At 50.6% G+C, this 25,136-nt stretch carries 18 protein-coding genes and 1 tRNA gene; 7 read left to right on the top strand and 12 right to left on the bottom strand.

The features are described from left to right. Positions 1-6,096: SUMF1/EgtB/PvdO family nonheme iron enzyme (locus EV12_RS12855; protein ID WP_052043455.1), on the bottom strand; the 6,096-nt coding region annotated here is incomplete at its 3' end. Between EV12_RS12855 and EV12_RS14745 the strand changes: the two genes are divergently transcribed. Together EV12_RS14745 and moeB are read left to right on the top strand one after the other, a co-directional pair. After that, entirely contained in the window at positions 6,089-6,211 is a 123-nt protein-coding gene (locus EV12_RS14745; RefSeq protein WP_255327640.1) for a hypothetical protein, read from the top strand. The genes EV12_RS12855 and EV12_RS14745 overlap by 8 nt on opposite strands. A gap of 424 nt (positions 6,212-6,635) precedes the next feature. Further along, a complete protein-coding gene (moeB, locus tag EV12_RS01915) occupies positions 6,636-7,799 on the top strand; it encodes a molybdopterin-synthase adenylyltransferase MoeB (protein ID WP_036911272.1) in 1,164 nt (387 codons plus the stop codon). A gap of 296 nt (positions 7,800-8,095) precedes the next feature. Here moeB and EV12_RS01910 read toward each other — a convergent pair whose 3' ends face one another. After that, on the bottom strand, positions 8,096-9,304 hold the full coding sequence (locus EV12_RS01910; protein ID WP_152562336.1) for a cob(I)yrinic acid a,c-diamide adenosyltransferase: 1,209 nt from the start codon (positions 9,302-9,304) through the stop codon (positions 8,096-8,098). Positions 9,305-9,380: 76 nt separating this feature from the next. On the opposite strand from EV12_RS01910, the gene larE reads away from it, so the two are divergent. After that, entirely contained in the window at positions 9,381-10,220 is an 840-nt protein-coding gene (gene larE, locus EV12_RS01905) for an ATP-dependent sacrificial sulfur transferase LarE (protein ID WP_036911299.1), read from the top strand. Positions 10,221-10,525: 305 nt separating this feature from the next. Here the strand turns inward: larE and EV12_RS13545 are convergent, their stop codons facing one another. Then, positions 10,526-10,753: a hypothetical protein gene (locus tag EV12_RS13545; RefSeq protein ID WP_036931178.1), complete on the bottom strand. Its 228-nt coding sequence runs from the start codon at positions 10,751-10,753 to the stop codon at positions 10,526-10,528. A gap of 532 nt (positions 10,754-11,285) precedes the next feature. On the opposite strand from EV12_RS13545, the gene EV12_RS01895 reads away from it, so the two are divergent. Further along, positions 11,286-12,299: an inverse autotransporter beta-barrel domain-containing protein gene (locus tag EV12_RS01895; RefSeq protein ID WP_052039499.1), complete on the top strand. Its 1,014-nt coding sequence runs from the start codon at positions 11,286-11,288 to the stop codon at positions 12,297-12,299. 989 nt (positions 12,300-13,288) lie between these two features. After that, positions 13,289-13,603: a hypothetical protein gene (locus tag EV12_RS01885; RefSeq protein WP_036911266.1), complete on the top strand. Its 315-nt coding sequence runs from the start codon at positions 13,289-13,291 to the stop codon at positions 13,601-13,603. Positions 13,604-13,755: 152 nt separating this feature from the next. On the opposite strand, the gene speD is transcribed toward EV12_RS01885, so the two are convergent. Both speD and recF read right to left on the bottom strand, forming a co-directional pair. Continuing rightward, a complete protein-coding gene (gene speD, locus EV12_RS01880; protein ID WP_011826882.1) occupies positions 13,756-14,229 on the bottom strand; it encodes an adenosylmethionine decarboxylase in 474 nt (157 codons plus the stop codon). Between the two features lie 27 nt (positions 14,230-14,256). Then, positions 14,257-15,354 (bottom strand): DNA replication/repair protein RecF, encoded by a 1,098-nt coding sequence (gene recF, locus EV12_RS01875; protein ID WP_241466525.1) that lies wholly within the window; start codon positions 15,352-15,354, stop codon positions 14,257-14,259. A gap of 108 nt (positions 15,355-15,462) precedes the next feature. Between recF and EV12_RS01870 the strand changes: the two genes are divergently transcribed. Together EV12_RS01870 and EV12_RS13035 are read left to right on the top strand one after the other, a co-directional pair. Continuing rightward, positions 15,463-15,536: transfer RNA gene (locus EV12_RS01870), tRNA-Arg, on the top strand. Further along, positions 15,530-15,709, top strand: a complete 180-nt coding sequence (locus EV12_RS13035; protein ID WP_072014256.1) for a hypothetical protein — start codon at positions 15,530-15,532, stop codon at positions 15,707-15,709. The genes EV12_RS01870 and EV12_RS13035 overlap by 7 nt, the downstream gene beginning before the upstream one ends. Positions 15,710-15,727: 18 nt before the next feature. Here EV12_RS13035 and EV12_RS01865 read toward each other — a convergent pair whose 3' ends face one another. From EV12_RS01865 to rodA, 7 genes are all read right to left on the bottom strand, one after another. Then, the gene (locus EV12_RS01865; RefSeq protein ID WP_036911262.1) at positions 15,728-16,210 is read right to left on the bottom strand and encodes a hypothetical protein; all 483 of its coding nucleotides are present in this window, start codon (positions 16,208-16,210) and stop codon (positions 15,728-15,730) included. Beyond that, positions 16,182-19,196 carry a phosphoenolpyruvate carboxylase gene (ppc, locus tag EV12_RS01860; RefSeq protein ID WP_193742113.1) on the bottom strand — a complete coding sequence of 1,005 codons (3,015 nt, stop codon included), beginning with the start codon at positions 19,194-19,196 and terminating at the stop codon, positions 16,182-16,184. Before ppc ends, EV12_RS01865 begins: the two co-directional genes overlap by 29 nt. Beyond that, complete coding sequence (gshA, locus tag EV12_RS01855) at positions 19,193-20,335, bottom strand: glutamate--cysteine ligase (protein WP_036911261.1); 1,143 nt, start codon at positions 20,333-20,335, stop codon at positions 19,193-19,195. The genes ppc and gshA overlap by 4 nt, the downstream gene beginning before the upstream one ends. Next, positions 20,332-21,852 (bottom strand): anthranilate synthase component I family protein, encoded by a 1,521-nt coding sequence (locus tag EV12_RS01850; protein ID WP_036911260.1) that lies wholly within the window; start codon positions 21,850-21,852, stop codon positions 20,332-20,334. The genes gshA and EV12_RS01850 overlap by 4 nt, the downstream gene beginning before the upstream one ends. A gap of 64 nt (positions 21,853-21,916) precedes the next feature. Then, the gene (gene psaD, locus EV12_RS01845) at positions 21,917-22,345 is read right to left on the bottom strand and encodes a photosystem I reaction center subunit II PsaD (RefSeq protein WP_036911259.1); all 429 of its coding nucleotides are present in this window, start codon (positions 22,343-22,345) and stop codon (positions 21,917-21,919) included. Positions 22,346-22,463: 118 nt separating this feature from the next. Then, a complete protein-coding gene (locus tag EV12_RS01840; RefSeq protein ID WP_152562338.1) occupies positions 22,464-23,855 on the bottom strand; it encodes a sensor histidine kinase in 1,392 nt (463 codons plus the stop codon). Continuing rightward, a complete protein-coding gene (gene rodA / locus EV12_RS01835) occupies positions 23,852-25,135 on the bottom strand; it encodes a rod shape-determining protein RodA (protein ID WP_036911257.1) in 1,284 nt (427 codons plus the stop codon). Before rodA ends, EV12_RS01840 begins: the two co-directional genes overlap by 4 nt. Position 25,136: the final 1 nt, after the last annotated feature.

Here is a 25,136-nt window from a genome sequence, read left to right as displayed (position 1 = left end):
AGCACCATCGGTACCGATGCTTGCTCCGGCATCGGTTAGATGGTTTCCATACAGATCTCCTGCTTCTAGATCTCCAAGACTTGCTGCTGCAATACGGATGGTTCCTTCAACATTATCAATCTGTACCGCATTGGCGATGGGTAGCTGGCCGCCAATGGTGATATCCGATGCTTTAATCTCATCAAACAAATAAGGATCAAAGTTGATCGTGATATCTGCTGTTTCTAAGTTATATCCTGCTGCAAGGCTCTTGGCTGTGATATCCAACTGATAGATATCACTGAGATCAACAGAATCACCAAGAACGGCTAATTGCTTTCTTGCTGTTGCTTGTTCTGCTTCTTCTCCTTCTTTTAAATGCAGGCTATAACCCAGTTCGATATCACTAAACTCTGTTCTGGCTTTATTTGCTGCCCAGCTATTTGCAATATATGGATAGAGTCTTTCTTCTGCTCCTATATTGACCTCAATTTCTACAGGCAAAGGGGTGTCGTGATACAAACCTGATGTGTCTGCTACTCGAAAAGTTGCATAATTAATACCAATATCTGATTGGGAGGGCGTGCCACTAAGGTTGCCCTGGCTATCTAAAGACAGCCATTCAGGGGCTTCCAACATGCTGAATGAAAGTTGATCACCTTCTGGATCGATGGCACTTTCTTTAATTGAGAAAGAGTATGCATCTCCGATAACGGCATCCAAGCCTTTCGAATAGCCTTCTTGCCAGAAGGGTTGATAATTTTCAATATAATTGCGACCGTTGCCAATTAGTTCAAGACTTGTAACTCTAAAACCAGTACTAGTAGTATGAGAAGCGGCAGATTGGCTACCGCTTTTCGATGCTAGGGGAACTAATTCATTATTATTAAATGCGCCTCCTCGGTGTATGCGGCGAGTCTCATTTTCAACGCCTTCAGTCCATTCCTTTGCATTGCCAGCCTGATCAAATGTGCCGTAATGGCTTGGCTTATTATAGCTGCCAACAGGGATAACTCCTTCTTCACTATCGTCGTAATTAGCATCATCTATTGAAATCGTGTTGCTTTGAGTCGGATATAACCAATAGCCATTTCCGTCAACTCCCGTAGGGTCTCCGCTGTAATAAGCAGCTTTGTACCATTCGTCTTCATTCGCTATTGCGACACCGCCTTCTTCCCAACTGCTTATGTCGCGAGTAATGCTGTTGTTTTCGATGCCTGCAGCATCCAATTGATAAACCCCGTTTTCCGTATCTCCACTTGTCAGCCAATTTGTAAATCGCGCTGCATCCCAAAAATTAACGAAAGTAACAGGATCATTTTCTTTGCCTTCTATTGGGCTATAGGTAAATTTGCTATCACTTTTAGTTCGTAAAATGCCGCCAATTGTAGACATTTTGGAATAGTACAAATCATAATCATCAACTGAGGCTACATTGTTTAAAAATACACTATAATCTGAGTTGCTAACCTCATACTTCCCAATGTGATAGTCGTAAGCGACAGCACCAAATCCTGTTGAATCGCTAGCATTCCCTGATTCAATTACCTGTACAGAATCGATAACAACTTCCTGCAAATCATTAGTTGTTAGAGCGAATGATTCTTCATAGGCCAGGCCTCCTATATCAGTCGTTTTCAAGCGTATATTGAACGTTTCCTTGGATTCATAGTCCGGCGATATGTTGATCTTTAGCTGGTCACCATCAATACTGAAAAAGGTATTGTCTATGTTGCCCTCGCCTACAGCAAACGAATAATTGTGGGAATCATTTGCATCAGGATCAATACTGCTGAGCGTCGCGACAGAAGTTCCAGCTTCTATATTCTCATCGAACGAGCTGACCGATAGCGCTATATCTGTAGGGGAATCGTTAAGGTCACCAACAGAAAGCTCAAATGACTTCTCAAATGACAATCCTAGAGAATCAGTTGTTTGCAGGTTTATGTTATAAACATCCTTAGCCTCAAAATTAGGCTTTTCGTTAATCAGAAGCCGATTGCCATCGATGGTAAATTTAATATTATCGCTATCACCATTGCCCGCAGCAAAATCATAGGTGTGTGTATCACCAACATTAGGATCTACAGTTTGGAGAGTGGCAACAGAAGTGCCGGCAATAATATTCTCATCAAAGGTTAGGCTCGACAGATCAAGATTGGTTGGATTAACATTATCATCAAGAACATTTACTATGAAATTAACAATCTTCTCGTAGCCCTGAGCATTCTTCGCTGATAAGCTTATTTCATATTGATTATCCTCATCAAGATCAGTCGGTGATTCATAATCTGGCAAGTATAAAAAGCTAACCAATCCATCGTCAGTCACTTCAAACAGTGATTGATCGACTCCTAGCAGGCTCCAACCAACTTCCTGGTCAGCCGAAGCGTCAACCACATCCAGCTGAGTTTCTTCAACTATTGATACCACCTGGCTCTCAGCAATTCCTTCTACAGTGGGTGCGTTGGGATGCAACACCTCAAGCCGAACAGGATATGGAGTATCTGCATAAAGGCCGTGTGGATCTGTTACTCTAAAAAGTGCATAATTAATACCTAGATCTTCAGCTGTAGGAGAACCTGTGAGATTTCCATCGGTTTCTAATGACAGCCATTCAGGACCATCTAATAATTTAAACGAAAGTATTTCTGATTCCGGATCAACCGCATTATCAAGGATAGAGAACGAATAATCTTTTTCAACAACAGCCTCTCCTGTCGACCATTTATCAGCTTGCCATGCTGGCTGTTGATTTTCTATTGCTGAGAAGCCATTGCCGATTGGAGCCAAACTTGTAACTCGAAATCCAGTATTGTTATACTGAACGTTGTCTCCAATACTTCCTTGATTGCTAGAACGAGTCGTGGATTCGTTATTAGTAAATGAGCCCCCACGCCAACCTCTACTCGTAGAGGTTGGGATACTTTCAATCCACTCCCTAGCATTTCCAGCCTGATCAAAAGTACCGTAGTAACTAGGATTATCCGCGAAGCTGCCAACAGGGATAACTCCTTCTTTACTATCGCCGTAATTGGCATCATCTATTGAAATCGTGTCGCTTTGAGTTGGATATAACCAATAGCCATCTCCATCAGCTCCCGTATCCTCTCCGCTGTAATAGGCAGCTTTGTACCATTCATCTTCATTCGCTATAGCAACACCACCTTCTTCCCAACTGCTTATGTCGCGAGTAATGCTGTTGTTTTCGATGCCTGTAGCATCCAATTGATAAACCCCATTTTCTGTATCTCCACTTGTCAGCCAATTTGTAAATCGCGCTGCATCCCAAAAATTAACGAAAGTAACAGGATCATTTTCATGCCCATCAATAGTGCTGTAGGTGAAAAGCCCTTTTTTCCCATCTCGCGAGATGCCACCCTTGTCTGACATCTCTGGGTTGTAAAGGTTATGAGTATCTGTAGCAGCAACACTATTTAGGAATGCGGCATATTCTCTATTAGTAATTTCATATTTTCCAATGTAGTACGAATAAGGAACAGCACCATATTCGCTTGAATCAGCAACATTTGCTTCATCTGCGACCTCAACAGTAGGAATAATAATTTCTTGGCCTGAGACAGGAGTGAAGTCCCAAAGATCGCCTTCGATCACGTCGTCATCGGTCACCGTATCTATTCGCCAGTAATATTGTTGACCACCAATCAATGTTCCTGGATCAAAGATGTTGTTGGCTTGGCTACCTTGAAAAACTAAGTTGCTTTTATCTGTACCTAAATAGACGTTATTTGCGATGGAGTCTTTGCCTTCTAGCCACATCAAGTCGGCATCCGTTTTAACAGTGCCAGAGCTATCAAATGGAACTGGGGTCTTTGCTTTGTCGATCTGATGTCCAGGAATCCAATAGTTCAAATCACCGTATTCATACGCTCCAATATCAGGCTTTGCACCTACATACTCATCCGTATATCCAGCTAAAACAGTGCCTGCATCGATAAGAACTGAATGTTCTCGAGGCCTAAAGTCATAATTAGTAGGATCACGAAGTTCGTCTTCTAAATAAGTACCTCGATCTTTTCTTGATAAATTAGCGGTATTATCATCTTCATTAAGGACAAAAGTACTGTTTGTAGGTGTTCTTTTGAGGTTATTGTTGCCAGCATTATTGTGAACTATTGAATTAAAATTTCCACGGTAGGGATCTACTCCACGTGTGCCTTTAATTCTGTCTTCATGTTCTCTACTATCTTCAGGGTCGTATCCGTAGAACTTGTCATATGAAACCCCAAGATCATAGCGACTATTATTAAAGAGCGTATTGTTGAGAATAGTATGTTGGTCACCTTTTATTCGCAAGCCCCTTCGATTATCAAATACGACGTTATTGTGTATAGTTCCATCCGTTTTTCCTGGGTCGCCGTCAAAACGGATACCATTACGGCCAGCAGCATCATGAATCCAATTGTTTTTAACGATTGCCTCTCTTGAATTACCAGCTGGAAACTGAATAGCTGAATTGTCCCCGCTGAAGTGAAAGCCGTAGATATGATTATTATCGAATACTGCACCACGAGGCCCAAAAAGGCCTCCATAGCCAATAGTATGTACTGTCGAGCGACTCATCGTATAGTCTTGAGCCCTACTGTTATCTACAACACCAGAACCTCTAGCATTATTATGAAAATAGCTGTTGTTAATTAGGAAGCCAGAGCCTCCTTTGTTAAGGGTTAGAAAGGGAGTATAGGAATATGCAAATTCACAGCTTTCCCAGGAAAGATTTGCAATACCCGTTGTTTTAGCATAATTACTATAGTAGGGCGAATCCCCGGATTTAAGCATATGCCCTTCACTGGTTGAATATAAAAACTTGCTATCTTCGAAGCTAGTTTCTTTTACCTCCTCCAAAGTAAAGGAACCTGTATGTAGAGTTATTCCTTTAAAATCCAAGAATGAACTATCTTTTATTTCTAGAATATCGTTGTTGATATCATATGTACCTTTATCATGGGTTCTAGCCTGAATATAGGAATCATTGGGATCTTTATTATCGTCCAACCAAGCATAGAGTTCACTGCTGTCTACGTCGAAGAACCATTCACGCGGGCTATCCAATAGCTCCAGTTGGCCAGTTAAATAATATTTGATTCCTGTATGTTTACCCCATAAATCTCCATCAGACCAATCTAGTTCTAGTTCTTCTTCTTCTAGTGGGAAGTACGGAGATTTAGATCGAAGGTAAAGCTCAAAACTTTTATCTAATTCAAAAGTACCCTCACCTGCATTATGCGATAAAATCTGACCGCCACCTGGTGTAAATTTAGGAGCAAGCCATTTGTGGGGAATCAGCATTGCCCCCTCTACGCTGAAATCCAGATCTGCCAAGCTATGCTTGGCTTCAAGGTTTATATATTCACCTGTTTTATCTGGATTAGCATTAATTTCTGCACGAGCATTTAAATCCCAATAGCTATCTGCTGTTGGGTCATAGCCATTCGAATCATCTGGCTGATCCCAATCCTTCGTGATATTCGGCCAACGGGCTCCCGTTAGCATTTTGTCATCAAGGAACAGTTGCGAGACATCGAAGTCAACTGTTGTTTTCCAGATATTGCCTTCGTGAATTTCCCAGGGTGTTGTTATTTCCTTAGCCCCAGTGATTAAGACGTCTTCGCCTTGGTAACCTTTAAATGTAATTCGATTGTCCGCCGTTCCATGTATATCTTCTAAGAGTAATTTTTCGCGATAGATACCGCCCCGAATATTAACAACATCGCCTGCTGCAACTTTTGTAATCGCATGTTGGATCGTTTCAAATGGTGCATCAATTGTGCCTAAGTTGGCATCATCTCCATCATTAGAAACGTAATACTCAAACGAGCTATTAGCAGCATTTGCGGCCACCTGTGCGTCTGCGCTTGCTGTTAGTGCTGATGCCGTCGCAACAGGGCTCAAGCTGAGAACTGGATCGGGGCTGCTGCTAACGCTGGCTTGGCTGCCATTGCCAGACAGATTGCTGGCTTCGCTGTTTGGAGCAGACGTGTTAGCAGGGCTGGCATTGCCGTTATTAGTTGCTTCTCCATCAGCCGCAAAGCTTTCTTGGCCTGCATTGATGCTGGCCTGATCGTCTTGTTCGTTGCTGTGATCGAGGTTGCTCATCGCCGCAAGCCTCGCCAGCGGCTTAGAGCTTGCCCATGCCCATGCCCTTGCCCTTGCTCATTCCTATGCCCTTGGCCATGCCCTGCTTCCACTCGCGCCAACGCTGGCAGCTTGATCTGCAGGCAGGCTGATCCATCAAGGAGCTGTCTTGGCACCTTGTAGCAATAATCTGCGTGACCGGGAGAGTGCACCTTAAAAGCAGTCAATTGATATAACTTCATTATTGTTTTAAGATGAAGTGCCTTTATTTGGCAATCTTTTGCCAGAAGACTTATTCACACCCCATGCCTAATAGGTAATGCTAATACTGGGATAGTAGAATGCCTATGATGCTCGTTTTGGCTTGGGCCTCCCCCTTTAACTGGTTGTCTGGAGATAGCCGTGATTCTTCTGCATTCATAGGCCTTTTCTTTTAGAGGTAGAAGGTCATGATTGAGGTTGTGGTTGAGTTCATCGACCAGCACTAATGGGCGTTGGTTTGCTTAGAAGCTTTGGGAGACTAAGAAGGCCGATGTGCTTTGTCCCACGCACTAGCCGCCATGCTTCCTCTTGATATCAGTAGTGTTGAGCTAATACCAGATGAGATCGCACGTTTCTCACGGCACCTGATTCTTCCTGAGGTGGGGCTAGCAGGACAGCAGCGGCTCAAGGCTGCCTCGGTGCTCTGCGTCGGCATCGGGGGACTTGGCTCTCCGATACTGCTCTACCTAGCCGCTGCCGGTGTAGGGCGTCTGGGTATCGTTGATTTTGATGTGGTGGATCACAGCAACCTGCAGCGTCAGGTGATTCACGGCACAAGCTGGCTTGGCAAGCCGAAAATCGAGTCGGCAAAAGCTCGCATCCACGAGATTAATCCCCATTGCCAGGTGGATCTTTACGAGATCGCCCTCACTAGCGACAACGCTCTCGACATCATCCGGCCTTATGACATCGTTTGCGATGGTACGGACAACTTCCCTACTCGCTATCTGGTCAACGACGCTTGCGTGATGCTGGGGAAGCCCAATATCTACGGTGCAGTCTTCAGGTTTGAAGGTCAGGCTTCGGTTTTTAATCTCACTAGAGATAGTCCTAACTACCGCGATCTTTACCCCGAACCGCCACCGGCAGACATGGTTCCTTCCTGCGCAGAAGGTGGTGTCGTTGGAGTGTTGCCTGGCATCATCGGCCTGATCCAGGCCATCGAAACGGTGAAGATCATCATCGGGGTCGGGACCAGCCTCAGCGGCAGGCTTCTACTATTCGATGCCCTAAAGATGAGCTTCCGCGAGCTCAAGTTATGCCCTAGCCCCGACAGCCCTGTAATCGATAGGCTGATTGACTATCAGAATTTCTGTGGAATGGGCAACATTGCCCCGGAGGCAGGCGCGGTGGAGAGTATTAGTGTCAGCGATTTAAAAGCGCTGCTCGAGAGCGGTGCAGACGACGTTTTGCTAGTTGATGTGCGCACCCCCAAGGAAGCGGAAATTGCCACTATTGCCGGGTCTGTGCTGATACCCCTTGATCAGATCGAGAGCGGGAGTGCTATCGAGCAATTGCGCTATTTGGTCAAGGGGAAGCGACTTTATGTGCACTGCAAGCTGGGGGGGCGAAGCGCCAAGGCCCTGATCGCTCTCAAGCGTGCTGGTATCGAGGGCCTCAATGTGGCAGGTGGCATCGACGCTTGGAGCCAGGAAGTTGACCCCTCGGTGCAACGCTACTGAGATCAGCCTGCATCCCTCTGGCTCGTCCCCCATGCTCATGCAGGGCAACCTATTCCAGTTGAAAGTTGGTGATTGACTGAACCTCTAACTCGCCGGGTCGGGAGGAAGGCTGTCGCGGCTTGCTTCTATCTGCCCGCTCGTGGCCGTGTCATGCAAGTCGCCTTGATCAAGCTGTTTTATCTGCTGGGCTTCTAGAAATAAGAGTTTGAACCGTTTTAATTCCCATATGATCGAGTCTCGATATTGGCTTTGATGGGACAGGAATTAGTTGAAGGTGTTCGAGAAGCGTTATTTATTCAGTAATCCACGCCTCGCTTGAGGTCTACGCCCTGTTCGGCATAGTGCTTGTGGCACACCATTTCTGAGTGGACGCCGGCCAGATCGAAGTAGGCAGGTTGGTTTTTGCAGCGGCCGGTGATGATCACTTCGGTTTCAGCCGGCTTGCGCAGCAGGGTCTGAACAATCGGCTCCACAGGAATCAGTTCAAGATCCACGCTGGGATTGAGTTCATCGAGGATGACAGTTTTATAGAGCCCACTGGCGATGGCGGCTCTGGCAATTTCCCAGGCGCGCTCTGCTTCGACGTAATCGATCGGTTGTTGTTGACCTCGCCAGACGATGGCATCACGGCCGGAGCGAAGATGATCAACAAGGTGGGGATAGCTTTCTCTTAAGGCGGCAATCGCAGCGTCTTCGGTGTAGCCATTGCCACCTTTAAGCCACTGCAAGATCAACACGCGATGGCTTTTGTCTTGGCTGATGCCACGGCCAATGGCCTGTAGAGCCTTGCCTAGGGCACTGGTGGATTTGCCTTTGCCTTCACCGGTGTAGATCTCAATTCCACCGGTGGTCATGAAGGGAATGACGCTGTCATCCTGAGGCTCCGGCCGACGATGGGCGCGCATTTCGGAATGCAGATCGGCTACCTGAACTAGGGCTCGTGGAGCGGCACGTCCGGTGACGATGATCTCCATGCCGTCAGGTCGGTCGGTGAGTGTTTTGACCACATCGTCAACAGCCAGCAGGCCTAGATCCAGCACGGGATTGAGTTCATCAAGCACAACGACTGAATAGAGGGCGCTGGCGATGGCTCCCTTGGCGATATCCCAGCCGCGTTGGGCTTCTTGGCGATCAAAGCGGGTAGCGTCCTCGGCGATGAAAAATGCACCCCGACCAGTGCGTACTTGGTCGATCAGGTGAGGGAAGCCCTGTTGCAGTGCCTCAATAGCAGCATCTTCGTCGTAGGCCCGGCCTGGGCCTTTTAGGAATCGAAGCAACAGCACCCTGGTTCGTCGTTGCTCGCAGATGCCGAGCCCGATGGTGCGTAGGACAACACCAAGAGCGGCCTGACTTTTACCTTTTCCCTCGCCGTCATAGATGTGCAGTTGGCCATGACTGCGTTCATTGCTTTCGGCTGCGGTCGCGATGCCAATCCCACGTCCTCTTCTGCCGCTTGATGTTTGGCGATTTCTGGGTGTCTTGGATGCTGCCGTCTGCGAAGCCATTGACGGGTCCTCTACGGTTGGAGCTTAACGAGATCGATGGGCTGAGAAGGTGGTTGCTGGGACGGCTGGTGCAGCGGTGTTTCGGCAGTTGGAACCTTTGCCGGAGCGGGAGTATGCCCAGTTGCAGATGTTGCGCAAGCGTCTTGCCAGTTTTGGACGCGTTTGTGTGGCCTATTCCGGTGGAGTTGATAGTGCACTAGTGGCAGCGATTGCGCGGGAACAACTTGGCCCCCAAGCCTTTGCTGTGACAGGGGTTTCTCCTGCACTTGCCCCTGAGCTTCTCGATGAAGCACGTCAACAGGCTGCCTGGCTTGAGATTCGTCACCAGGAATGCATGACTCAAGAATTGGATGATCCGGCCTATAGCAGCAATCCCACAGACCGTTGTTTTGCTTGTAAGCGTGAATTACATCGGCATCTGGGTCCGATTGCGCAATCAGCCGGTGGAGCTCAGGTGGTGGATGGCGTGAATCACGACGACTTGGGAGAGCATCGGCCTGGCATTGAGGCGGGCCTTGAGGCGGGTGTGCGTTCTCCGCTGGCTGAATTGGAGATTGGCAAGGCAGGTGTACGTCAGATGTCACGAGCTCTTGGATTCCCTTGGTGGGATAAGCCCGCGCAGCCCTGCCTGGCATCACGTTTTCCCTATGGCAATAGCATCAACGCTCAACGATTGCGTCAGGTTGGTCTGGCTGAAGCCTGGTTAAGAACGCTTGGTTTTGCTGAGGTGCGAGTGCGCAGCCAGGGCTTGGCTGCACGCATTGAAGTTCCCGCTGATCGGATTGAGGATGTGGTGCTTGAGTTGGATCGTGAGCAGGTCGTCGCGCATTTCCTTGCGCTGGGTTTCACCTCCATCAGCCTTGATCTGGAAGGTTTGGTCAGTGGCAAGCTCAATCGCACTGGCCAAGTGCATTGAAGGCTTGCAATGGCTTGCGGCTGTATCCCTTTCGCGACTCCTCTTGACTGAGTTGCTATCGGGGGATGATTGAACTGGCTGCTGTGGCTGATGTCATGGGCCACAAGCCTGAAAGATTGTTGTTGCTGCTCAACCAGCTGGGCGAGTAGCAACAACAGCTTGATTTGGAGATTGAGAGGGAATCAGCTAGCTAGAGCTAGCTCTGCCGGCTTTGGAGTCACGATGGCTAACAAGGGTGGCTGTTGAGATGCCCCTATCCCTTGTCCGTCTGCATCTTGATAACGCAGGAAAAACTGATGATTGCTTCAGTTTTGCTTTGAGCTTGATTCAGGGCGAGCAGAGCGACTATTAGTCGTCTTCTTGGTGCTTGGATGCTTGCGGTCAATCAGGTTTTGTTGGCTATGGGGCTTTGCGGCGAGGGATGCCTCAAGGCGAAGCACCTCTGCCTCATGAATGGCTGTGTTCTTATCCAAGTGTTCAATGCTGTTTGGGTGTGCTGGTGGCAAACCTGCGGCTGCGCTTCTAGCTCGCAAACAATACAGACTTTTGCCGAATCAACCATGAGCATTTCTGCACATCAAATTCCAGCAGCTAGAGAGGCTGCACATGGGAGGGAGAATTAGCACTTTTTCCTACTGAACGCCCTTTCCTTCTCGGTGAAAACCGGAACTTGAAGACCGAGGTCTTAGATGCCCTGACAACTAGTCCTGGACTTGAGGGCCTCCAACGCGGGTGCCCTTCTTCATGGCAGTTATTTTCTCTACTTGCAGAGAAAACGCACATGTTTTTGATGCTTGTGCTCAAACTCACGGCTGGCATTGAGCCAGGTCACTGCGTTTTTAAAGAGGTTGAGTGAATCTATTGATAGCGGTGAAGGATGAAAACAAAAAGTCGCCACCGCCCCAGGGGGAGAAACTAAATAAGCAAAAGCCCCGCTCTAAGGCGGGGCTTTTTGATGTTTGTTGGCACAAACCCTAAACAGATGAGTTCTGCAGTTGATGTGGCCTGATAGCTGTAACCAGAAATCAACCAGATAATGAGTGACCTTTTAAGCGCTCAATCCCAGTGCAGCATTCCCTTCGCCTCTCCTTATCGCTCACTGGTGCTGCGGCTCTTGCTTTAGTCAACACACCCATCCAACCAGTAGCTGCTCAAGAAGAAGACGGCAGTGCAGCAGATCTCGGCGTGATGGAGATCAACCTCAAGGATGCTGTGCGCTTCAACTGGGGTTTTCAAGGTGCATTGCAAGGAGCAGGAACGCCTAACCAAGCAGGTATTGGCGCGTTTCTGCCGATAGCTGTTGGTGAGAACAGTGTGTTCTTTGCTGATGTTCTGCTCAATGCCAACTTTGCTGATTACGGCGGCACCAGCAGCATCGTCAATACAGAGGTTGCTGGTACCACGATCAGCACTTCAACTCGTTTGGGTTACCGCTGGCTAAACGGAGACCGCTCTTGGATGGTTGGAGTGAATGCTGGCTATGACAGCCGGCCGATGAATACAGGCAATGCTGATTCAGGTGTCACCCTCTACGACAAGGAAAGTGCTTTCTTTCAGCAGATCGCAGCAGGTTTAGAAGCAGTATCTGATACCTGGAACTTCAATGCCTATGCCCTTATCCCTGTTGGTGATACAGAGCAGCAGCTAAATAGAGCCTTTCAAGGCGGAGCGCTTGATACCTATGGCCTTGATGTTGGTTATTTCATCACCCCTGATCTCAATGCCTCTGTTGGTTATTACTACCAGCAAGGTGATCTTGATGATGCTGATGGTTCTGGTGTGCAGGTTGAGCTGGATTATCTGATCGCTGATGGTTTAACAGCTGGCATCAATGTTTCCTATGACGAAGCCTTTGAAACCAGAGTTTCAGGAAACATCAGCTATCGCTTTGGTAGTAATAGTTCAGCTGCAGAAACCAAGAAAAAAGCATGGCAAAAGCCAACCATTCAAGCCTTATCTGAAGCCGTTAGGCATAGGAATATACGCGTTCATGATTCAAGCGAGGGCTGGCCTAATAAGTGCTATACCAAATCGACGTATACGTTGGATGGGCACCACTGTAACCCTACGGCGAGATGAGAGCGAGGGCTGGCCTGACAACTACGGCTGGGAAGTCGTTAAATAGTACTGGCCCATCTCGGATTTAACGTCTCATCAAAACTCTCATAAAAGCAGCTAATTAACTATTAAATACCTGGCACTAATATCGCTCTGGTAATTCTTCCATTGGTGATTCTGCATTGGTCAGTTCCATTTAAAATATTTAGCCACAGTGAACTCAGCCCCTGCGTTTAATACGTTTATTAATAGGCTTATTTGCTCAACCTGTTCACCTCAGCAATAGCCTTGAATCACCATCGCGGATGCCATTGGCTTTTCTAAATCTCACCACAACTTGATGCCAATCTTCTGGAATTTGATTGAGCCTGATGTTAAAGGCAAACGGTAATTTCTGCTGTCCTGGTGAGACCCGGTTCTTCTTGCAATGACTGCTTCTACCTTTTTCAACCAGCCGTTTCAGCTTCCTTGAGCCCCAATGGCACCTTGAGCCGCTTTTGCTTTGGTGCCGGTAGTTCTGGCAAAACCATGCATACCGTTTGGAGCAAGCTTTCAGGCTTGATGCCAGTTGCAAAAAGCTGGGGTGCTACTCACTGATGCCATCACATTCCAACCTGCCGTAGTTGGCATAGTTGCTGTAATGATGAATCAAATAGAAAATTACTGCTCTCTTCGCTGATAGAAAGTGGTGAGGCCTATTTAGAAAGGGCTGCTGGAACTAACAACTCTTTAGCTTGAATGAAGGCTTCAATGCTTTTGAGAAGAGTATAGAGATGATGGCTAATCCCTCTCCATCGTTTTGCCCAGGCTTAATATCCTCTTGTATGCATCCATATACATTGCTAATGGCTGAGAGATGGAGAGTAAACCGAACCTGTGTTCATGCTAAATCATTCTCTCGCTCCGGCATTTATATTTACTAGGCTCTTATCTTCCTTGTCTAAATATCCAGTGTTAGTTGTGGTTGTAGATAAGTGGTTGGAACGACTTAGTCAAATGGTTAGAACGTTGTGGTCACTCTTTCGCTAGAAAATTTCTCTGTATTCAAATACTTTTCAATACTTGCTATGAAGCCTACATCGGAACTGCTGAAGGAGTCTCAAGAACAGCTCAGTCAAACAGAATTAGCTATCCAAGACCTAGAAAAAATGCTAGGGCTCATGAACAAAAGGTTTGATGAGCTCAATGGAATGGTGATTGGGTTGGGGCAAGTTCTTACTTTAGAAGAGAGAAAGAGAGACGATGATCGGAAAAGGGAAGAGCAAAGGTTGAGGTTAGAAGAAGAGCATTTGGATAAGTTTGAGCAGAACACGAGGCTTGACTAGTCACCAGCCTCTGAATCTCAAGCCACCACTAACCGGAAGATGGATGAATGGGTCAATGTGAGCAGGCGTGAGATACACCTTGTGTTCTAGAAGTGCCCGTGACGACCACTCAAGCGCTTCAGTATTGGTATTCAGCAGCTCGCTCTAGCTGATTAAGCCTTTGGATGGCGTATTGCGGTCGCTAGAGCTGCTGGTGTTTCCCGTTGGAAGCTCTTTAATGCATGGCTTTTGGCACCAAGTTCCTGGCGTAAGAGCTCACAAGCTCGTTCCGGCATCGTTTGATCGCCGCAAGTGAAGACATCCACCGCGGCATAACCATTCTCAGGCCATGTGTGGATGGAGAGATGCGATTCAGCCAGCAGGGCAAGCCCTGTGACCCCCTGAGGTTCAAATCTGTGAGTGATGAGATTGAGAAGAGTGGCACCAGCACGCTTCGCTGCTGTTGTGATCGTGGTTCTCAGAAAGGCTTCGTCATTGAGCTTGGTGTGATCGCAGTCATAAAGCTCGAGGATGCAGTGCTTGCCCACCATGTCGGTGGCGCTGTGATTGATGGAGCTTGCGTTGTCTTGGCAATCGGTGTCTTCCCATCCTGGATTGGGATGCAAGCAAGACAGGGTTCTCTCCATCAAGGCAATAAAAATCAGCTCGCCACCTTAGCGGACCTCTTCCGAGCGATTCAAAGATCCTGCTTCGATGATCTGTGATCGTTGTTGCCATTCATCCTGGAAACCCTCCAAATGGGTCGCGCTAACGAGGCACTGATGCTTCTCTCCGACAGCCTCCAGCAGCAGTAACTGTCTGCCGGGATCAAGTTCCGCAAGAACGTCATCCAATAACAGCAGAGGGGGTTCACCGCAGAGTTCGCCTACGAGTTCTAGTTCGGCAAGCTTGAGTGCCAGCACCACGGTTCGTTGTTGCCCTGCTGAGCCAAAGCGGCGCGCTTCTGAATCGTTGAGCAGCAATCTCACCTCGTCGCGATGAGGACCGATCCTGCAGCTCCCTAATCGTTCCTCCTCGCTGCGCTGGCCTAGGAGCTGCGTTTCGATCGCCAACCGCCAAGGCTCTTCCTCTTCCTCGCCTTCCAGTTGGCTGCCTGGCTGATAGTCGAGTCGCAATCGTTCCTTGTGCTTGCTGAGGGTTTCTTGCCATCGGGCTGCGAGTGGTTCAAGGCGGGCGAGAGCTCGACTGCGACGTCGATGAATGCGTGTGCTGACTAAAGCCATCTGTACATCGAAGGCATCCAAGAGCGAATCACGCTCATGAATCGGGATATGGCGCCACTGACGCCATAGCTGGCTTCGTTGACGCAGCAGCTTGTTGAAGCGACTGATCAGATCTGAATAGATCGGTTCAAGTTGTTGTACGACGCGATCAAGCCATTGGCGCCGCAGGGCAGGTTCGCCTCGAACGAGATTGAGATCGAGAGCGCTAAACCCCACGCAACGCAGTGGACCAATCAGATCCAATTGGCGGGTGAGCGTTTTGCCGTTGCGGCGGGCTTGACGACCTCCTTGCCGTCGTAATTCCAGTTCGAGCTTCTCAGTGTCATCAGCGATGGCGCGAAGCAGCGCTCGCTGTTCTTCCCAGTGGATCAAGTCTTGGTCGCTGCTGGCGCGATGCGAGCGCAGGCTGCCGAGCAGCTCTACGGCTTCGAGAAGGTTGGATTTACCGATGCCGTTGGGGCCAATGACCAGCAGACGATTTTCCGTCAACTCCAGCTGAAGCCTGCTGTAATTGCGGTACCCCTGCAGTTCGAGCTGGTGAAGCCGAATCGGTCTTGGAGCGGCATGAGGTTAAGGTACCTTGATTGAGGGGGCTTGAGAGTTGCTCTCATATAGCGGCATCCAGCCGATATTTGTGGGCATGTAGCTCAGTTGGATAGAGCATCAGATTCCGGTTCTGAGGGTCGGGGGTTCGAGTCCCTCCATGCTCGTATTTGCTTTAGCTCCCACACTCTTCAAGCGTCGTCAGTGGCATTGTTCAGCTGAGGCGCTGATCTCAATTCAGGTTGTAGTAGGCCAAGCAAAGATGGCCAGAGTGCTGCACTTCTCTCGCCATGCTTGGGTTACAAGCGTGGTTTTGATCGCTGCAGGAAGGATCCGATAACGATGTTGACTCGACGACTTAGCGGAGTCGATAACTCATTGCTCGTATGCCATCAGGATCAACGATGAAGCCTTGATCCTTCAATGCTTGGAGGGAGTTGGCAGGTGCCAATATTGAGATGCTGCAACCAGGCAGAATGCGGCGCAAATTCTCAAGCGCTTGATGCACGAGAACTGCAAGCAATTGTCCTTGTAATGAGCCGGGTTGGGCGACGAGATTCCAGAGGTTGACATTGAGGCCATGGTCGCTTGTGGCGCGCACAAAACCAACCAGGGTTCCGTTTGCTTGTTCGACAATGCTTAGATGCCAAACGCTTCGCTCAAAGGCCAGGGCCCATTGCTCTGGGGTGTGAGTGGCTTCTCTACAACGAGCGAGAAGTTTGTTGAGTGCTCGAGGATTGGGTGGCTGTTCAAGGTCGAGCCGGAAGCCGGGGGGGAGTTCGGGCTGTTGAAGAAAGGCAAGCAAGGTGGTTTTAACCGGTGTTGCGCATGCCTGCAGCAATGCCGTTAATGGTGAGCAGTGCGCCTCTTAGCAGTTCGCTGCGGCTGTAAGTGCGACCATCGCCAGCCTCGTTCATTGGTGGCTGCCGGTTCTGATCACGCAGTTTGCGAAGCAGGGCCACTTGCAGAAAACCAAGTGGCACGATCGTGCGATTGCGAAGATCTACTGATTGCTGTAGGGCGGGATCGGCCCCGAGCAACCTGGGTTGTCCTGTGATGTTTAAGACCAACCGGCGGGTGAGGCTGTACTCCGTTTCGATGATCTCGAAGATACGGTTAAAGGCTTCACGGTAATCTTCGCTGCCAAGGCTAGTCATGTAGTGATGGGCCAGGTCTAGGTCTACTTTTGAAAGGGTCATCTCCACCTTGGAGATCAGCATTCGGAAGAATGGCCAGCGTTGGTGCAGTCTGCGCAGAAGGTCAAGCTGGTCAGCGTCTGATTCGACTTCGGCGGCTAAGGCTGTTCCCACGCCAAACCAGCTCGGTAGTAGGAAGCGACTTTGCGTCCAGCCAAAGACCCAGGGGATCGCTCGCAGGCTAGAGAGGTCCTTGGCGCCGCTTTTGCGTCGAGCAGGACGGCTGGAGATTTGCAATTTGCTGATTTCTTCGATCGGCGTGACCTGTTGGAAGAAGGCCACCAGATCAGGGTTGTTGTGGACGAGGGCCCGATAGTGCTCACGTGAACGGCCAGCCAGTCTGGTCATCAGTTGGTTCCAACTTGGGGTGGCATCCAGCTGGTTGGTTACCAGACTGTTCTGCAGGACGGCCGTTGTGAATGTTTCTAGGTTGTAAAGGGCTAGCTCGGGCAGGCTGTATTTCGATGCCAGCACTTCTCCCTGCTCAGTGATCTTGATTCGGCCGCGCACGGTTCCGCTTGGTTGGGCAAGGATTGCTTGGTAGGCGGGGCCGCCTCCTCTGCCAACAGATCCACCGCGTCCATGGAACAGGCGCAGAGCCACACCCTGGCGGTTAGCTAGATCTTGCAGGGCAATTTGGGCTTGATGGATCTCCCAATTGCTGGAGAGAAATCCGGAGTCTTTGTTGCTGTCCGAATAGCCCAGCATCAGCTCCTGCAGAGGTTGGACCTGTTCACTGACACGAGGGAGCAAATTGCGGTAGACAGGTGAATTCAAAAGTGCCTCCATCACTGCTGGAGCCCGCTGGAGATCCTCTACGGTTTCGAAGAGGGGCACCACAAGCAGTTCTGCATGGCCAGCCGCCGGATCCACGAGGCCGGCTTCTTTGGCTAGCAGCAGCACTTCGAGTAGATCTGAGACTGAGTGACTCATTGAGATCACATATGTGCGGCAGATTCGGCTGCCGAATTCCTCCTGCAGTCGGTGCAGCATGCGAAACACGGCCACTGTTTCTGCTGTACTGGGCGACCAGATAACGGCAGAGGGGATCAGGGGGCGGCGAGTCTGTAGTTCCTCCATTAACCATTCCACCCGCTCACTTTCGGGCATTTCGCCATAGGCCTTAGGGAGGTTTAGGTAACGGGTTACTTCGTCGAGAGCATCGCTGTGGCGATTGCTCTCCTGACGGATGTCGAGGCTGGCTAGTGAGAAAGCGAAGATGTGGACCTGATTTAAGAGGGTATCCAGAGGCTCACAGCTCAGATCTGTGCTGACCAGGCTGTTGCGGATCAGTTCCAGGTCGCTGCGGAATTCTGCTACTGATTTGTAGTGAAGGGCTTCTCCCGCACTAATCACATTGGGGCTGGGGTTGAGGCCTTCTGGTGGGGTTTGCCAGCCTGCTTCGGCCAATTGCTGGTTGCGTTGTTGAGTGAGTTTCAACCTCTCCAGGGTGTAGCTGAGTTTGAGGCGGTAAGGCTCGAGTCGATAGCGGGCTGCCCGTTCCTCGTAAACCTCGGGGAATCGAAGCCGGTCCATTTCCAGGGACTCCAACAGTGGAGTGCTTACCTGGCTCCATTGCATGGAGATGCTGAGTTGATCACGGAGGCTTTGAACGGCATTGACATAGCGCTCCAGCATCAGCTGACGTTGATAACAGGCAGTGCGCCAGGTAATTTCTGGTGTAACGGAAGGATTGCCGTCTCGATCTGATCCAACCCAAGATCCAAAGGTGCAGAAGGCAGCTTGTGGAATGTGTACGTCCGGATAGCTCTCGGCCATTGCGGTTATCAGGCGTCGCCGTAGCTGGGGCATGGCATCAAAAAGCACCTGTTGGAAATAGTGGAGGGCGTAATCCACCTCATCCAGAACGGAGGGCTTGAACTGATGAAGCTCATCGGTACGCCACCAGAGCCTGATCTCCTCCTCAAGCTGCAGCCTCAGGATTTCTTTCTCAGATATCGATGTTGTTGGATCTGATTGCAACTGTTGCAACAGGCTTGCAACCCTGCGTTGCTTATGGCGAACGGTATGACGGACGATTTCAGTGGGATGAGCAGTGAAAACTAGGCGGATATCCATCTCCTGTAGAAGGGTCTCCAGCTGAGCTGGGGGCACGTTGAGACGGCGAAGTCGTTCAAACAGCTCCCTGAATGTGGCTGGGTCTGTCTGAGTGGCGAGTGGTGGAGCAAAGGGGTCATAGAGTTTGTCTTGGTCATTATTTCCTTTGCCAGAAGACATGCTGGCCAGGTAGCTGTCTTCCTCGATTCGTTGCTCGAGGATATTTACCAGTTGGAAATAGAGGGAGAAGGCGCGTGCTGCGGTGATCGCTTCGGCCAGGTCCATCTCTTTGATCAACAGCACGATTGCCGTGCTAGTGCTGTTTTCATCAGCCCCTTCAAGGGCCAAAGGTTCACTGAGTTGCTTAAGTCGAAGCAGTCGTTCTGCCTGATCCGGTGGACATTCGCTGCGTAGCACCGTTTGCCAAAGGTCTTCCACCAGTTCAAGGCGGTTCTGCAGTAAGCGTCCTGGCTGCTGTCCTTCCAAGATTGCCCTGGGCTGATCGCAATCAGGTTTTTGGGCGGAGGACTGCTGCATCGACGCGCTGGTGGACTCAGGTTTGGCCATGATCATCCCAAAATGGCCTCGGCTTTGCTTGTGTGGAGCTCTTCGGCGTTCATTTCGGCAATGCTGTCTTGAATGACAGCCTCCACAGACTTGCCATCGGCATAGTCTTGTAGCCATTGCATGGCTTGATTGCCCTTATTTAGGACTGCATGCAGCGGTGCAAGTTGTTCCTCCAGACCCAGATCTCTACTGATCGGAATGACTTCCTCCAACAATGTCTCGATCCAGGAGCGGCAAAGGATGGGGCTCCCATCTCGCCAGTGGTGCAGGGTTGCGTCCAAGCTCATTTGAGCGACAGCAGAATCATTTGCATCACAAAGATCAGCAAGTTCATCGGTGGTTAGTTGACTCACTTTCAGAGGATCCAGTTGGTTTGGGTTCTGAAGAAGGCTGAGTACTCGCAGTTCGATTAGGGCAGTCACTGCGAGCAGAACATCGGGATCGGTGATTAAGTCGCAGATGCGCAGCTCTAGACGGTTGAGTTGATAGGGGCGGCGAGGTCCGTTTGGCCGTACTGAGGTCCATAGATGACGCTCATTTTGCATCGTGCCAGTGTCTAGTTGTGCTTCAACCCAAGCGACATAGTCAGGATGGTTTTGGAAGAGTGGCACCCGCTCTGGAGTGAGTGGGAATTGCAGCCATCGCTGAGAGTGGCTCCCCGTGGGCTTGCTATCGAGGAAGGGGGAGCTTGCACTCAGGGCAAGAAAGAGGGCTGCTTCACAACGCACCAAGCGCAGTGCAGTAAATAGCAGCGGTAGATCTTCAATCCCTAGGTTGATGTGGACACTGGTGGTGACCACCCTGGTGCCGTAGTTGGCCTCAATCAAATCGTGATAAGGGTTGAGCGGATCAGAACGTTCAAAGCGATGACTGTCGCCCAGGCTGAGGGTGCTACCAGGAATCAAGGTGAGCTGACGTGGAACCAACCATTGACGCAGTCTTCGCCTCGGAGCCAACAGGGCTTCCCTCAATGGGCCGTAGTGTTGATTGGGCTCAGTGATGTATTCCAGATTTCGGTGGTCTGGTTCGGTGACGAAATCAGAGAGATCGCTTGCGGCGGCTGTTGCTACGCCGACGTGCTCACCGCTGAAGCGTCCTGTGAAAAGCTCCACTTCAAACCCCTTAAGTAGCAGCCTGGTATTCATGACTTGTGGGACTCGAGGCAGGCCAGGGCTGTGAGCATGCCCCTTGCCTTGTTGAGGGTCTCTTCGTATTCATTGGTGGGGATGGAATCGGCCACCACACCAGCGCCTGCTTGAACCTTGACTTGACAGCCGCCTTCAGGATGGGGGTGCACGATCATTGTGCGAATGGTTATAGCTGTATTCAGGGCACCGTTGAGATCTATGGACCCATACACACCTGAATAGGGTCCTCTTGAGTTGGGTTCGAGTTCATGAATGAGCTGCATGGCCCTGATTTTTGGGGCGCCACTGACTGTGCCTGCTGGGAATGAGGCCATGAGTAGATCCCAAACATCCTTGCCTTTGGCAAGCAAACCTTCCACTGCACTGACGATGTGCATGACGTGGGAATATTTTTCGATCACCATCAGCTCTTTCACCGTCACACTGCCCGGCTTGCAAACGCGTCCAAGGTCATTGCGGCCAAGATCAACCAACATCACATGCTCGGCTCGTTCCTTGGGATCTGCCATCAACTCTGCTTCTAGATTTTGATCCTCCAGTTCGTTGCAGCCACGCGGACGCGTGCCGGCAATAGGCCGAAGGCTGGCCTTAATGCCATCGGCGACAGGCTCCGCCTTGACCATGACCTCCGGGCTTGAGCCAATCAGCTGCCAGTCGCCGAAGTCAAAGAAAGCCATATATGGAGAAGGATTCACCATCCGCAGACTTCGGTAGAGCTCAAGTGGCTGTTGAGGAACTCTGGTCTCGAGCCGTTGACTGATCACAAGCTGGAAGACATCACCTGCTGCGATGTGTTGCTTGGCCGTTTGAACTGCCTCCTCAAAGCCTTGTTGGCTGTAGTTACTGATGGTGGAAGGTGGAGATTGGCTTTTTGGTTGCCATTGCAGTGGTTGAATCGGCGCAAGTGGTTCCGCCATGCACTTTTCTAGGTCTTGAATGCGTGCTTGTGCCTTGTCCCAAGCGTCGTTAGCCGTTTGCTCCCCGCTCAGGTCTGCGTATGCCACGGCAGTGATGAGGCGTTTGACTTGGTCAATGATCAAGATGCTGTCCATCAGCATCCAGATGCCATCAGGTGGATCGTTGTTGTCCCTCAAGTGAACGGGCACTGTTGGTTCAACCCACTTGATCAGTTCAAAACCCCACATGCCATAGAGCTGGCCAAGGGGGGGTAGGCCTGGCAGGGTTGCGGAGCGATAAGGAGCAAGCCATTGCCTGAGGCCTTCAAAAGGGTTGCCGATGGCTTCATCGGTTCGTCCGTCTCGCCAACGACGTGTGAGCTGATTGCCTCGGCAGGTGGCGGTCCAAAGTGGATTGCAGGCCACCACACTCCAACGACCGAGCGTTTCCCCCCCTTCGACCGATTCTAGTAAGACCCCAGGGGGATTGCCTGCACCAACTTTTAACCAAGTTGTGAGAGGGGTCTCCAGATCCGCTGGCCAACTGTGGGCCAAAGGAATGAAATTGGCACCACTAGCAGCCATCTCAAAGAAATGGGCACGATCAGAGCTGAGCATGAGGGAATCTTCGCAGCTGGTGCCGAGTCGTTGAAGATCCCCGTACCCTTCAGGCGAAAGGAGTTCAGGCGTCGTATGTGTTGCGACCGCTGAATTTTAATTTCGCTGGATTGGCGTTTTCTCCGATCCGGCGATTGTTGAGGTTCACCATAACCCTCCCTTCATTGACTTTCTCGGGGAATACGCCGTCTTTTGGATGCAGGAATTCGGTATCACCGCCAGGGAAGACGCGATAAATTTTGTAGTCCTCAATTTTGGGTTTGAACGTACGCAGTTGAGTGCCTAAGGCGAGGCATTGTTCTTTGCGAGCGAAGTACATGAGGTTCTCGCCCTCATTCATTTCTGCTGCGCCGCCAGTGGGTAGTTCGAACACCTGAGCTGTTGAGCTGCTCCAAGTGATGGCGTATTTCTCTTCGGTTTCAGCGGAATTTAGAAGGCCCCCGGTGCTCCCTAGATACTTGGGATACTGACCTGTCAACGCCGTTGCTGTCATGAGTAACCTCGAGAATCGGCATACCGTTACTGGTGAAAAGTAGCACTGCGTTTTGTGCCCTATGGCACTGCTTGGCAGCAAGCTTCACACCCGTCAACATTGTGGCTTGTTTTGGAGCTCAAAGTTTTTCCTCAGCGATGGGAAAAAATACTGTGAGCCCTTTGTCCCGACGCTGTGTCAGCCACCCACCCAAGCTAGCAAGCATTCGTTGGGTTGCAGCTTGGCTGAGTTGCAGGCTGCCGGTTTTTGGATCCCAGCTCAGCACTGGGCCTAGATCAGCGTTTTGATCCTTACCGCTGGCTGCTTGCTCTTCAATATTGGGTATTTGGCTCAGGATTTGAAGCTTGAGGCGGTGGCCTGCAGGGCGAAGCGTGAGCGATAGGCTTCCACCTGCTGGCAGGCCGCGGCTCGTACGATCAATTAGTCCACCCAGCATCGGTTCAAGACGTCTTGGATCACTAAGTACCTCTGGTAAATCAGGAGAGATATCGAGCTGGAGCTCTACCCCGCGGCGTTCGAGCTGCTGGCACCAGGCTGGATGAAGCATTGCCAGCATGGCGCCGAGGTCGGTATGGGCGAGCATGGAGGCTTCCGGTGGCTGTCGTTGAAGTTCTGCGGCATGAAAGATCAGGCCGAATCGATCAATTTGCTCAGTGCACTCAGCATTGATCTGTTTGAGACGGTTGACTACGACACCAGGAAGGTCATTTCGCCGCAGCAAGGTGTGGATCAGGGTTCGGATTGTGGCTAGCGGGGTTCGCACCTCATGTGTGAGTGCCTCCAGCAGAATGAGTTCAGCACTCGTTTCTTGATTGGCTTCTCCTCTGGCTTTGGTCGGGTGTGATCTTTCAGCAAGCGGTTGCAGTGTGAGACTTGGGGCCATGCCGGCCAACCGTTCCGCAAGTCGAGGCCAGAAGATTTTTTCTAGTTCAGGGTTGCTTTGTAAAGGTCCTAGGTCTGCCAAAGCCTGACGAAGCTCAATGGCATGGTCAGGGTCTTCGCTGTTAAGTCTCAGGTCCAGCATCTTCAGGAGATCACTGAGGGTTTCTTGATCACTGCGCATCAGCAGATGGCGCTCTGCGGGTTTGCCATGCAGGGCCAGGGCAATTTGAACGTCCGGTGTGATGATCAGCAGAAGGGGCTCGTGGCCATCGCTCTGGCGCAGTGGCAAACGTTGATAGCCCCCGACGGCTGAATTGCTTCTCTCATGGATTGACCTCACACGACTGGGAGGTAAGAGCCCGCCCTGGGGAGAATGGAGGCTTTCGAGCTCGTCTGGTGCCCAGACCCATCCTTTTAAGCGTTCGAGCAGCCTTGGCTCGTAGAGCGCAGGCAAGGGTGCTGCCAGCCAAAGCCCCTTCTCAGGATTCATTGGCAGCAGGATGTCGTCTTGCAAGGTGTCCAGAGCTGCCCACCACAGTCGTCGAACAGTGGCTTCATCGACCCGGCCAGGAGGGACACCTTCTGCAAGTCGTTGTTGGATCGTGGTGAGCGAGATGGAATGACTCACCAGTTGTTGAGTCTTGTGTGGCCTCTGCGTGCCACCGAAAGACAGAGTCCAAGTGCTACGAAGTTCACCACCATTGCTGAGCGGCCATAGCTCATAAAGGGTAAGGGAATGCCAGTTACAGGACCAAGGCCAATGGTCATAAAGATGTTCACGACCACTTGGAACATCACCATCGTGGCGACTCCTATGACAACCAGTGATTCGAAGTCAGTGCGGGCTTCTCTGGCAACTTGTAGTAGGCGTCCCATTAGTAGCGCGAAGCCTGTTACGACAAGGATGGTCCCTATGAAGCCAGTTTCTTCCCCTAGGGCACTAAAGATGAAATCGGTGTGCTGCTCGGGGATGAAACGTAGCTTGGTGAGTTGACCTTGCAGCAGCCCTGTGCCAAATAGACCGCCAGAGCCAATGCCCACAGTGCTCTGCAGGAGGTGATAGCCACCACCTAGGGGGTCTTTGGTGGGATCGAGAAACAGCACCAGCCGTTCTCTTTGATAGTCCTTGAGGCCATGCAACCAAAGCCAAGGGGTGGTAACAGCCACGATTCCTTGCAACGCCAAAGTGAGCGAACTGGCTAGGCGTTTCCATGGCAGTGAGCGATAGGCCAGGAAACCCATCAGAGGGATCCATGCGCAGAGAGTCCAAGGCCATAGACCGGCAAGGAGTGCTGTCGCTAGAGGTGATAGGAGCAACAGGACCCATTCCCAGGGCATGCTGGACCAATAGAGCATTGTCACCAGCAAGGCGCCGAACACGAGTGAACTACCGAGGTCCGGTTGCAGGAAGACCAGTGTCCAGGGCACAGAAATCACGGCCAAAGGCCTCATCAGGTCGATGGGGCGTTCTATCGGGTGGCGGTCAAGTACTGCTGCCAAAAGGAGGATTGCTGAAAGTTTGGCGAATTCAGATGGCTGAACATTCACCCCACCGATGCTGATCCAACGCTGAGCGCCTAGGGCGGAGGTGCCGATGAGGCGAACGGCTACCAGGCTCAGAACAGTGAGTGCGTAGAGGGGAATTAATAGCGGGCGAAGCTTCTGGAGTGGCAATCTGGCCAGCAACAGAGCGACCAAGCATCCCAGTCCAGCGGTGATCCAGTGGTGATACCAGTCGGCGTAATCAGCCTGTCTTTGAGTGCTGGCGATCAGGACGCCCGCAAGGATCACCATGGCCAATGGCACCCCCCAGAGCACTAGATCCAGTTCTTTCCACCATCTGCGTAGATGCCCCTTAGAACGGAAGGAATTGCCACCATTGCGTCTCCGCCTCTGGCTTGAAAGCATG

The sequence above is a fragment of the Prochlorococcus sp. MIT 0701 genome, assembly GCF_000760295.1.
Taxonomy (GTDB): domain Bacteria; phylum Cyanobacteriota; class Cyanobacteriia; order PCC-6307; family Cyanobiaceae; genus Prochlorococcus.
This window is presented reverse-complemented; position numbering and strand designations above follow the sequence as displayed.